The 10766-nt window shown below is 69.4% G+C and carries 9 protein-coding genes; 6 read left to right on the top strand and 3 right to left on the bottom strand.

Features of this window, described 5'->3' with window-relative positions; translation table 11 throughout:
- Nucleotides 1–60: 60 nt before the first annotated feature.
- Together ABZ479_RS37015 and ABZ479_RS37020 are read right to left on the bottom strand one after the other, a co-directional pair.
- Nucleotides 61–1107: a LacI family DNA-binding transcriptional regulator gene (locus ABZ479_RS37015; protein WP_500465660.1), complete on the bottom strand. Its 1047-nt coding sequence runs from the start codon at nucleotides 1105–1107 to the stop codon at nucleotides 61–63.
- A 50-nt stretch (nucleotides 1108–1157) separates the two neighbouring features.
- Nucleotides 1158–2201, bottom strand: coding sequence for a LacI family DNA-binding transcriptional regulator (locus ABZ479_RS37020; protein WP_500465652.1), 1044 nt, complete (start codon nucleotides 2199–2201; stop codon nucleotides 1158–1160).
- A gap of 242 nt (nucleotides 2202–2443) precedes the next feature.
- Between ABZ479_RS37020 and ABZ479_RS37025 the strand changes: the two genes are divergently transcribed.
- The 6 genes from ABZ479_RS37025 (at nucleotide 2444) to ABZ479_RS37050 (ending at nucleotide 10085) form a co-directional block, all read left to right on the top strand.
- Nucleotides 2444–3763, top strand: coding sequence for an ABC transporter substrate-binding protein (locus ABZ479_RS37025; RefSeq protein WP_500465653.1), 1320 nt, complete (start codon nucleotides 2444–2446; stop codon nucleotides 3761–3763).
- 102 nt (nucleotides 3764–3865) lie between these two features.
- Entirely contained in the window at nucleotides 3866–4750 is an 885-nt protein-coding gene (locus ABZ479_RS37030) for a carbohydrate ABC transporter permease (protein ID WP_500465654.1), read from the top strand.
- 115 nt (nucleotides 4751–4865) lie between these two features.
- Nucleotides 4866–5663: a carbohydrate ABC transporter permease gene (locus tag ABZ479_RS37035; protein ID WP_500465655.1), complete on the top strand. Its 798-nt coding sequence runs from the start codon at nucleotides 4866–4868 to the stop codon at nucleotides 5661–5663.
- Nucleotides 5664–5745: 82 nt separating this feature from the next.
- The gene (locus ABZ479_RS37040; protein ID WP_500465656.1) at nucleotides 5746–8316 is read left to right on the top strand and encodes a family 78 glycoside hydrolase catalytic domain; all 2571 of its coding nucleotides are present in this window, start codon (nucleotides 5746–5748) and stop codon (nucleotides 8314–8316) included.
- Entirely contained in the window at nucleotides 8313–9167 is an 855-nt protein-coding gene (locus ABZ479_RS37045; protein WP_500465657.1) for an aldo/keto reductase, read from the top strand. The genes ABZ479_RS37040 and ABZ479_RS37045 overlap by 4 nt, the downstream gene beginning before the upstream one ends.
- Before the next feature lie 597 nt (nucleotides 9168–9764).
- Complete coding sequence (locus ABZ479_RS37050; protein ID WP_500465658.1) at nucleotides 9765–10085, top strand: hypothetical protein; 321 nt, start codon at nucleotides 9765–9767, stop codon at nucleotides 10083–10085.
- Nucleotides 10086–10203: 118 nt separating this feature from the next.
- Here the strand turns inward: ABZ479_RS37050 and ABZ479_RS37055 are convergent, their stop codons facing one another.
- Nucleotides 10204–10632 (bottom strand): helix-turn-helix domain-containing protein, encoded by a 429-nt coding sequence (locus ABZ479_RS37055; RefSeq protein WP_500465659.1) that lies wholly within the window; start codon nucleotides 10630–10632, stop codon nucleotides 10204–10206.
- Nucleotides 10633–10766: the final 134 nt, after the last annotated feature.

Here is a 10766-nt window from a genome sequence, read left to right on the forward strand (position 1 = left end):
CAAGCGCTGAGCCCCTGTAGCGCCCGGGCGAAGTCGTGGGCGGCCATGGGGAGTTGGGCGTCAACTACGGAGGGTCGGGAGGGGAGCGTCGAGGCACCGGAGCGTGGACCGGCGGACCGCGAGCTCCGGTTCCATGACGACCTGCCGGTGTGCGTGCGGGGGCGCGTCGCCCTGCTGGGTTTCGGCGATGAGCAGGCGGGCGGCGAGGCTGCCCATGGTGACGGCGGGACGCCTGACGGAGGTGAGGGGGACGGCCGCGGCCGCTGCCAGTTCGATGTCGTCGTATCCGGCAAGAGCCATGTCCCGCGGGACGTGCAGGCCTGCCGTGTGGAGCGTCTGGAAGGCGCCCAGCGCGAGCAGGTCGTTGGCGCAGAAGACGGCCGTGGGGCGTCTGTGCATCCCGAGCAGCCGGCTGCCCGCGTCGCGTCCTGCCGCAAGGGTGAGCTGATCGCAGGTCAGCTCGTGGAGTGCGGCGGGCCGGCGGGCTGCCGACAGTGCTCGCAGCGCGCCGGCGCGTCGTTCCCGGACCTGGGGCAGGTGGTCGGGCCCGCTGACGTAGGCGATGGAACGGTGCCCCATGTCGATCAGGTGCTCCATCGCCAGGCGTCCGCCGACGGCGTCGTCGACCGAGACGGAACACAGCTCCCGGTTCGGCGCCGCCTGGTCCATGAGGACGAACGGGACGGTGCTGTGCCGGAAGGCCCGCATCCCGGCGCTGTCCGGATCCGATGGCGTCAGCAGCACCCCCCGGATCCGATGCTCGGTGAACAGGTCCAGGTAGCGGTTCTCCTCGCGGGGATCGTGCACGCTGTTGCCCACGAGGACGGCAAGCCCCGCCTTGCGTGCTTCGTCTTCCGCACCCCGCACGAGGGCGGCGTAGAAGGGGTTGGCGAGGTCCGGCACCAGGACCGCCAGGACGCGTGACGGCACGCCCCGCAGGAGGCGGGCGTTCTCGCTGCGTACGTAGCCCAGGCGCTGGATGACGGCGGTGACCCGGCTGCGGGTGGGCTCGGCCACGCGATGCGGCTGATTGAGCACGTTGGAGACCGTGGCCACCGAGACCCCGGCCACCCTGGCCACGTCCGTCATTCCCACCCGCGGATTCATGCCCTTCGCCGCGGATCCCTGCGCCGGTGTCACGCTCACGGGCGCCGGCATCATGCACCGGCGGGCGCCGAGGTGCTGCGGCGGACGACGAGACGCGGCGTCATGGTGGTCTGCGTGGCCCGGTCCCGGTGCCCCTCCACGCGCTCGATGAGCATCTTGGCCGCCGTCGAGCCCATGGTGTGCCCGGCCTGGTCGACGCTCGTCAACTGCACGGTGGCCAGGTCCGCGATCGCGGTGTTGTTGTAGCCGACCAGGGAGACGTCCTCAGGGACACGCAGGCCCAGTTCGTGCGCGGCACGCCACACCCCCAGGGCGGCGACGTCGGCGCCGGTCATGATGGCTGTCGGACGCCGCTCACCGGTCAGCAGGCTCATGCCGGCCTTGTAGCCGCCCTCGTCGGAGTAGGCGGCCTGGCACAGGCGGGCATGCTCCTGCAGCCCATGGCGCTCCATCGCCTCCAGGTATCCGCTGGTGAGGACGATCTCGGGAGTGCGCGTCCACTGGCTCGCCTTGGTGCCCTGGGCCGAGACCAGGGCGATGTCGCGGTGACCGAGGGACACCAGGTGGTCGACGACGAGGGCGGCCCCGAGCCCGTCCGCGTCCAGGACGGAGTCGTGGATGTCGGACGGGTCGTGATGGCCGATGACGACGGTCGGGGTGGCCTGGGCCATGGCCAGCACTTCGCTGCGCTGCGTGCCCGGCGCGATCAGGATCAGCCCGTCCATCTGCCGGTCCACCATGGACCGGATGGTCTTGGCCTGTGCGTCCGCGCCGAAGCCGGCCGCACCGATCATGACGGTGTACTCGCTGTCGTGGAGCTGGTCCCGGATCCCGTCCAGGATGTCGGCGAAGAAGGTGTTGCGGATGTTGTCCAGAAGGACGCCGATCGTGTAGGTGCGTCCTCGCATGCCGCGCGCGGCCGCGTGCGGCCGGTAGTCCAGCTCCGCCATGGCGGCCCTGACGCGCTCCTGCATGGCCGCGCTCACCCCGTAGGCGTTGCGCAGCACCTTGGAGACCGCGGCCGTCGACACCCCCGCGTGGCGGGCGACGTCGGTGATGGTCACACGCTTCTTCCGCTGCGATGCGGACTCCATGCCTGCTGCCCCCTGCGTTTCTGTCTGACTAGTGCAACGGTCTACACCATGGCTGACCTTGTCGGCTAGATCCGGGACGCATTTCCGCGGCGTTACAGCCGAATGTCTTGACGGCGGCGGGTCCTGCGTGCACTGTGGTGCCCGCTCGGTCGTGAAGAACGTTATACACACTCTGGTGGTCGCGGCGTTCCTGCAGGCCGGCATCGCGCGCCTCCGTATCAACGCTGACAGGGAGCCAAGCTGTGATCACCCACTCGTCCCGCGCCAGAAGAACCCGGATCCTCGGCCTCACCGCGGGCGCCGCCGCGGTGACCGTCCTCGCCACCGCCTGCGGCGGCACCGGCGGCGGCTCCGCCGCCTCAGCGGCCAAGGACTTCAGCTACCTCAGCGTCACGGAGAACACCACGGTCAAGACGGCCCTGACGACGCTGTCGAAGGGTGCGTGCAAGGCGGCGAACGACGCGCAGCCGCTGAAGGTCGAGACCGTTCCGCAGACCGGCCTGGACCAGAAGCTGCAACTGCTGGCGGGACAGAACGCCCTGCCCGTCCAGTTCGCCGCCGGCAACGCCCCGGCCCTGACCAGCCAGCTGTACAAGGCCGGCAAGGTCGCGGACCTGGAGAAGGAGCTCACCGACCTGGGCGTGCTCGACCAGCTCGAGCCCGGCGCGGTCTCGACGATCAAGGCCCTGTACGGAGGGAAGCTGGCCGCCCTGCCGTACGAGTACAACGTCGAGGGCATCTTCTACAACAAGAAGATCTTCACCCAGAACGGCCTCAGCGAGCCGCAGACCTGGGACGCCCTCGTCGACACGGCGGCGAAGTTGCAGGCCAAGGGCATCCAGCCGTTCTCCGCATCGGGTCAGCAGGGCTGGCCGATCACGCGGCTGCTCTCCACCTACCTCTACCGCAGCCTGGGCCCCGACGCCCTGAAGGACGTCGCGGACGGCAAGGCCAAGCTGACCGACCCGCAGTACGTCAAGGCCGCCCAGGAGATCGCCGACCTCGGCAAGAAGGGCTACTTCGGCAAGGGCGTCGGCTCGATCGACTACGACACCGCGATGAACCAGTTCCTGTCCGGCAAGGCCGCCATGTTCTACATGGGCAGCTGGGCGCTGGCGAACATCGCCGACCCCGAGCAGGACCAGGTCGGCGCCGACAACATCGGCTTCATGCCGTTCCCCGCGGTCGCCGGCGGCACGGGCTCCATCGACCAGTACCCCTCCAACGTCGGCCTGGCCATCACCTTGAGCTCGAAGACCTTCGACAAGAAGACCGGCGACTGGGTCTCGTGCATCGCCAAGAACTACGGCAGCACCGTGCTGAAGGACCAGGGCGTCATCTCCGGCTTCAAGCTCGGCACCGACGTCCCCGCGCCCAACGCGGTCGCCTCCCAGGTCCGCGACACGATCAGCTCCTCCCGGCAGAACGTGCTCTGGTTCGAAGCCCTGTTCAGCACCAAGGCCACCACCGTCAGCCAGACCAACGCCGCCGGCCTGGCCACCGGCGCCCTCAGCCCCGAGAAGTTCATGCAGACCGTCCAGGACGCCCTGAACAGCCAGTGACGGTGCGCGAGGGGCAGCACCACACGGCATCACCGCGTGCCGGGGACTGCCCCTCACAGGAACACCTGGCTCCGGCAGTCCGACACCCAAGGAAGTGGCACCATGCACCGCGTACTCGGTGACCGCAGGGCGATCCTGATCCTGGTAGGACCAGCACTGCTCGTGTACTCCCTCATCATGCTGGTCCCCATGGTGTGGTCACTGGGGTACTCGTTCACCAAGGGCAACACCATCGACGGCTTCACCGGCAACGGCGTCGACAACTTCCAGCGGCTGTTCACCGACCCGGCCGTACGCCAGGCCCTGTGGTTCACCCTGAAGTACGCGGTCGTGGTCACCGTCGGGCAGGTCGCGGTCGGCTACCTGCTGTCCCTGCTGTACATCTTCTTCCTCAAGCGGGCCTCCGGCCTGATCCGCACCCTGGTGTTCTTCCCCGTCGTCCTGCCCACCGTCGCGGTCGGCCTGTTGTTCCAGAAGTTCTTCCAGGTCGCCCCGCAGACGGGACCGGTGAACTCACTGCTGGACATGGTCGGCATCGCACCGGTCGACTGGTTCGGCAGCGCCGGAAACGCCTTCTGGGTGCTGATCCTCATGGACATCTGGCGCTCGATGGGCTTCTACGCCGTCCTGCTCTTCGCCGGCCTGGTCGACATCCCCGACGAGATCCTGGAGTCCGCACGACTGGACGGGGCCTCCGGACTGCGGCTGATCCGCCACATCGTGCTGCCACTGTCCTTCCCGGTGCTCATGTCGTCACTGATCTTCAGCATCAACGGCACCCTCAAGGTCTTCGACTCCATCGTCGCCCTCACCGGCGGCGGACCCGGCAACGCCACGACCCCGCTGACCCTGTACATGTTCCAGACCTCGTTCACCTACGGCGACTACGGCTACGGCAGCACGATCGCGCTCCTGCTGACGGTGCTGTGCCTGCTGGTGACCCTGGTCGTCTTCCGCGTGTCCCGGCGCGACCTCACGAAGGGCTGAACCCATGTCCGTCGACACGCCCCTCACGACCCGGGTGCGCGGCCGAGGTGACCGCCCGCGTCACGGCGGTGCCGCAATCCGCCGCCGGCGCCGCGTCTCCCGCACGTGGGCACGAGTGGCCATCGGGCTGCTGCTCGTCGTGGAGATCTACCCGCTGGTCTGGATGTTCCTGACCTCGCTGAAGTCCAACACCGACTACCTCAACCACTCGACGTGGAGCCTGCCGACCACCTGGGAGTGGGGCAACTACACCGAGGCGTGGACCACCGGCCACATCGGACTGTACGTCAGGAACAGCCTGCTCGCCGTCGTACCCTCCCTCGCCCTGATCCTCCTGCTGGGCGCCGCGGCCGGCTTCGCCCTGCAGATCATGGTGTGGAAGGGCCGCAGGCTGACCCTTCTGATCTTCCTCACGGGCATCATGGTGCCGTCCCAGATGATCCTGCTGCCCCTGTTCACCGTGTACTTCCAGGCAGGCCTCTCGGGCACCCTGTGGCCGCTGATCCTCACCTACACCGGCACCGGCCTGCCCCTGACCGTCTTCATGATGGCCACGTACTACAAGTCCGTCCCCCGCGAGCTGTTCGAGGCGGCCACCATCGACGGCGCGTCCATCCTCCGGGCCTTCTGGAGCGTCAGCCTGCCGGTGGTCCGCAACGCCGTCCTGACCGTCGGCCTGGTCCAGTTCTTCTTCATCTGGAACGACCTGCTCATCGCACTCACCTTCACCAACGACCAGGACCTGCGCACCGTCCAGGTCGGCCTGCTGAACTTCACCGGCGATTTCGGCGCCACCCAGTACGGCCCGCTGTTCGCCGCCATCTGCATCAACGTCTTCGGCACGCTCGCGGTCTACCTGTTCCTCAACCAGAAGGTCATGAAGGGCCTCACCGGAGGAGCCGTCAAGGGCTGACGACACCCTGCCCCTTCCCGGCCCCGCCGGTCGCACAACCCCTCACGGAAGGCCCCCATCGATGTCCCTTCAGCCTGCCCCGGTGACCTTCGAGCACCTGCGCGACGCCCTCGGCATCGGCGTCACCGAACCCCACATGTCCTGGACCACGCCGCCCGGAGCAGGACCCCAGGACGGCTACGAGATCGAGATCACCCGAAGCGCCGGCACGCACCGAACCGGCCGCATCGCCAGCAAGGACCGGGTTCTCGTGCCCTGGCCCGACGCCCCCCTGACCTCCCGGGAACGAGCCGTCGTCCGGGTCCGCGTCTGGACCGGGGCCGACGAGCCCTCCCGCTGGAGCGAACCGGCCGCCGTCGAGGCCGGCCTCCTCGCCCCCGAGGACTGGCGTGCCGTCCCCGTCGGCGCCCCCTGGCCCGAGGACCCGGACAGCGACCGCCGCCCCGCCCGCGTACGCCGGGACTTCACCCTGCCCCGGCCCGTGGCGCACGCCCGCCTCTACATCACCGCGCACGGCCTGTACGAGGCCGAGATCAACGGCCACCGGGTCGGCGACGACACCGTCGCTCCCGGCTGGACCGTGTACGGCGAACGCCTGCGCTACTCCACCCATGACGTCACCTCGCTCCTCACCGAGGGCGCCAACACCATCGGGGCCTGGCTCGGTGACGGCTGGTACCGCGGTCGCTTCGGCTTCGACGGCGGCCACCGCAACCTCTACGGCACCGACCAGTCCCTCATCGCCCAGCTCGAAGTGACGCACGACGACGGCACCACCACCGTCGTCGCCACCGACCACGCCTGGCAGGCATCCACCGGCCCGATCCTCTTCAGCGGCCTGTACGACGGCGAGACCTTCGACGCCCGCCTGCACGACCCCCGCTGGTCCACCCCGCACGGCGACCGGCCCGGAACCTGGGAGCCCGTCGCCACCGGCAGCCGGGACCCGCGCACCCTCGTCGCGCCCAAGGGCCCGCCGGTGCGCTGCACCCAGGAGGTCCGGCCGGTCACCATCACGCCCAAGGACGAGGGCCGGTACGTGCTCGACTTCGGGCAGAACCTCGTCGGCCGGCTGCGCATCACCGTCGACGGCCCCGCCGGCACCACCATCACCCTCCGCCACGCCGAAGTCCTCCAGGACGACGAGCTCGCCACCCGCCCACTGCGTCTCGCGGCCGCCACCGACGCCTACATCCTGGGCGACTCCGGTGAACAGACCTGGGAGCCCCGCTTCACCCTGCACGGCTTCCGCTACGCCGAGGTCAGCGGCTGGCCGGGAGAACTGACCGGCGACGCCGTCACCGCGCGGGTCCACCACACGGACATGGCCCGCACGGGCTGGTTCGAGTGCAGCGACCCCCTGATCAACCGGCTCCACGAGAACGTCCTGTGGAGCATGCGGAGCAACTTCGTCGACATCCCCACCGACTGCCCGCAGCGCGACGAACGCCTCGGCTGGACCGGAGACATCCAGGTCTTCGCCCCCACCGCGAGCTTCCTCTACGACTGCGCCGGCATGCTGGACTCATGGCTGGACGACGTCGCCGTCGAACAGTTCCCCGACGGCACCATCCCCTGGTACGTACCCGTCATCCCCGGCGCCCCGATGTGGACCCCCATCCAGCCGGGCGCCGCCTGGGGCGACGTGGCCACCCTCACCCCCTGGGTCCTCTACCAACGCTTCGGCGACCTGGAACTGCTCCGCCGTCACTTCCCCATGGGACGAGCATGGGTGGACCTGATGGAACGCCTGGCAGGACCCAGCCGGCTGTGGGACACCGGATTCCAGCTCGGCGACTGGCTGGACCCCATCGCCCCGCCCGAAGACCCGGCCGCCGCCCGCACCGACCGCTACCTCATAGCCACCGCGTACTTCGCCTGGTCCACCCGTCACCTCGCCCGGGCAGCCCGCGCACTGGGCCACGAGCACGAGGCACAGCACTACGCAACGCTGGCCGACGAAGTCGCCGACGCCTTCCGCCGCCGCTACGTACACGCCGACGGCCGCATGACCAGCGACAGCCCCACTGCCTACTGCGTGGCCCTGGCCTTCGACCTTCTCGAAGACCCAGGCCTGCGCCAGTTCGCCGGCGACCGGCTGGCCGAACTGGTCCTCCAGGACGACGCCCGCATCGCCACCGGCTTCGTCGGCACCCCGCTGATCTGCGACGCCCTCACCGACACCGGCCACCTCGACGTCGCCTACCGGCTGTTGACGCAGACCGAGTGCCCGTCCTGGCTCTACACCGTCACCATGGGCGGCACCACCATCTGGGAACGCTGGGACAGCCTCCGTCCGGACGGCACCCTCAACCCCGGCGGCATGACCTCCTTCAACCACTACGCACTGGGCGCCGTCGCCGACTGGCTGCACCGCGTCGTCGGCGGCATCGCCCCGGCCGAACCCGGCTACCGCGCCATCACCTACCGCCCCCGCCCCGGCGGCGGCATCACCTGGGCCCGCACCCGGCACGAGACCCCCTACGGCACGGCAGCCCTGTCCTGGGAGCTCACCGGAGATCGACTCGTCGCCACCGTCACCGTGCCCCCGGGATGCACCGGCATCGTCGAGCTGCCCGGGCGGGCACCCGTCTCCGTCCCCGCAGGGGAGCACCTCGTCGATACCGCCGGGGTCACGGAGCGTGCGGCGTGAGCCTGACACCACGCCGCATCGGCCGGACCGAGGTCCACCCCGTGGGCCTCGGTCTGGTGGCCCTGACCCTCGAGCACGCCGACGACCCCGCCAGAGCAGCCGACGCCATCACCACGGCCATCGACGCAGGCATACGGCTCCTGGACACCGCCCACGCCTACACCACGGCCACCGAGGACAACCACAACGAACGTCTCATCGCCCGCTCACTGCGCGGCATTGCCCCGGCCGACCGCCCACTGATCTCCACCAAGGGCGGCCACTACCGCAGCGGCGACACCTTCCCCACCGACGGCCGGCCCGAGACCCTGCGCCGTCACTGCGAAGCCAGCCTCCGCGCCCTGCACGTCGACCGGATCGACCTGTACCACCTGCACTGGCCCGACCCGCACGTCCCGATCAGCGAAAGCACCGGCGCCCTGGCCGAACTGCAACAGGAAGGGAAGATCGACCTGATCGGCCTGTCCAACGTCGACCTGGGCCGGCTCACCGAAGCCCGGAGCGAGGCGACCATCGCCACCGTGCAGAACCCCTACTCACTCTTCGCCCCAGGTGACGACGAGGTCCTCGCGCACTGTGAACGCCACGACATCGCCTTCCTCGCCTACTCCCCACTACGGGGCATGACCACCATGAGCCCCCCGCTCGCCGGCACACTCCAGGGCCTTGCGGCACACTACGACGCCACGACCGCACAGATCGCCCTGGCCTGGCTGCTCACCCGGTCCCCGTCCCTCATCGTGCTCTCCGGCGCCACCCGCCCGGAGACCGTGCGCGCCTCGGCAGCAGCCGCAACCATCACCATGCAACCGGAACACATCGAACAACTGGACCGCGAGGCCCACCGCTGAGACCGGCCCTCAGCCGGCCTTCCCCGGCCCGATGCCCAGCCCGCGACGTCCTCGCTTTTCGGGGGTTGCCCAGGACTCCATTGCAGACCCCGGCGAAGCCGCCACTTCACGACGCAGGGGTCAGCCCAGGGCGGGCAAGCCCGGGAGGACGTCGTCATTCGACTCGATCAGCCGGGCACGGCGGTCGGATGACCGGAACGAGCACCTACCCCGGATGGTACGTGCTCCACTGACCGGGCCGACCGCGGCAACGGGATGTTCGCATGGCGAAGACCGCGGCACGCTACCGCGGGGCGGGCACTGATCGTCAACGGCCTGGCGCCGACGGTCAACGACAGTGCGACCGTCAAGCCCGAGACTCTGTACGCCAGCACGTCGGCTGGCGTCCGGCGCAGCCTCATTCCGATGGCGCTGGGCTCATCAGGCTCAGGTGAACGGGGAGGGTCTTCAGTCATGAGGCCGACACCAGGGATATTCGTTCGGGCCGCGCTGGCGGCAGTGCTCGGTGCGGGAGCACTGTTGGCCATGCCGGGTTCCGCCCAGGCGGGAACATGCAGCACGCAGGGCTGTGGGGGAGAGGTCAGCAACAACTCGCGCATGAACGTCCGCATCGCGAACAACTGGTGCTGGGGAGTCTCCTCCGGGTGGTGGCATGAGGGCGAAGACAAGTTGCCTTGTGTCACGAAGCCCGGCACGTGGTCGGGGTGGCCCGCCGACGTCGAACTCCCGCCGGGTGACTGGTCCAGCAACCACTCCTCCTACTACGACACGGACGCTGTCCGCTTCTACCGCGGCTGCGTCACGAAGTGGCACTACTGGGGACTGCCCGGCCAGACCACCGACCGCCGGGGCAAGAGCAGCATTTGGCTCAAGCTCTTCGACGTGGACCATGTCTACATCGACTCCATCACCTGCTGACACCAGGCCGTGACGCGGTTCGTTGAGCACGCCTACCACAGGTCTGCCCTCGCCCCGCAACGTCTGCACCAGGGTCAGCCCTCGGGTGCCGTGCGCCGGCCGCCACGACGATCACCACTCATGATGGGTGGGTGGTCCTGGCGTGCCGGCGCGCTCGGCACCGGTTCCGGGGAGGCGCCCGATCATCGTGCTGGGTGCCCCGCGGTGGACGTTGCCCGTCCACCGCGCTGGTGCTGGGCCAGGTGGCGCAGGTCTCCGGGGGCATGCCGTAGGTGGCCCGGAAGAGGCGGCTGAAGTGTGCCTTGTCCGTGAACCCCCAACGGGCGGCGACGACCTGAACCGTGTGCTGCCCGTACCGGGGGTCGGCCAGGTCGCGGCGGCAGTTCTCCAGCCGGCGACGACGGATCCACCCGGCGACGGCCATGTTCTGCGCCTGGAAGAGACGGTGCAGTTGTCGGGTGGAGATGTTGTGGGCGGCGGCGACCGTGGCCGGGGTCAGGCCGGGGTCGGCCAGGTGCTGCTCGATGAAGCCACGGATCCGCAGCATCAGGGCTCGATGGTGCGTCTGAGGCGGCAACTGCGTCTCAGAAGCCGTTTCTCTATCGATCATGGTGAGCATTGGTTCGAGTGTGGCGACTCGGTCGGGTGATCTCCGGGATGTCCGGGCATGAGGGTAGGGCC

The organism is Streptomyces sp. NPDC005722 (genome assembly GCF_040630935.1).
GTDB lineage: Bacteria > Actinomycetota > Actinomycetes > Streptomycetales > Streptomycetaceae > Actinacidiphila.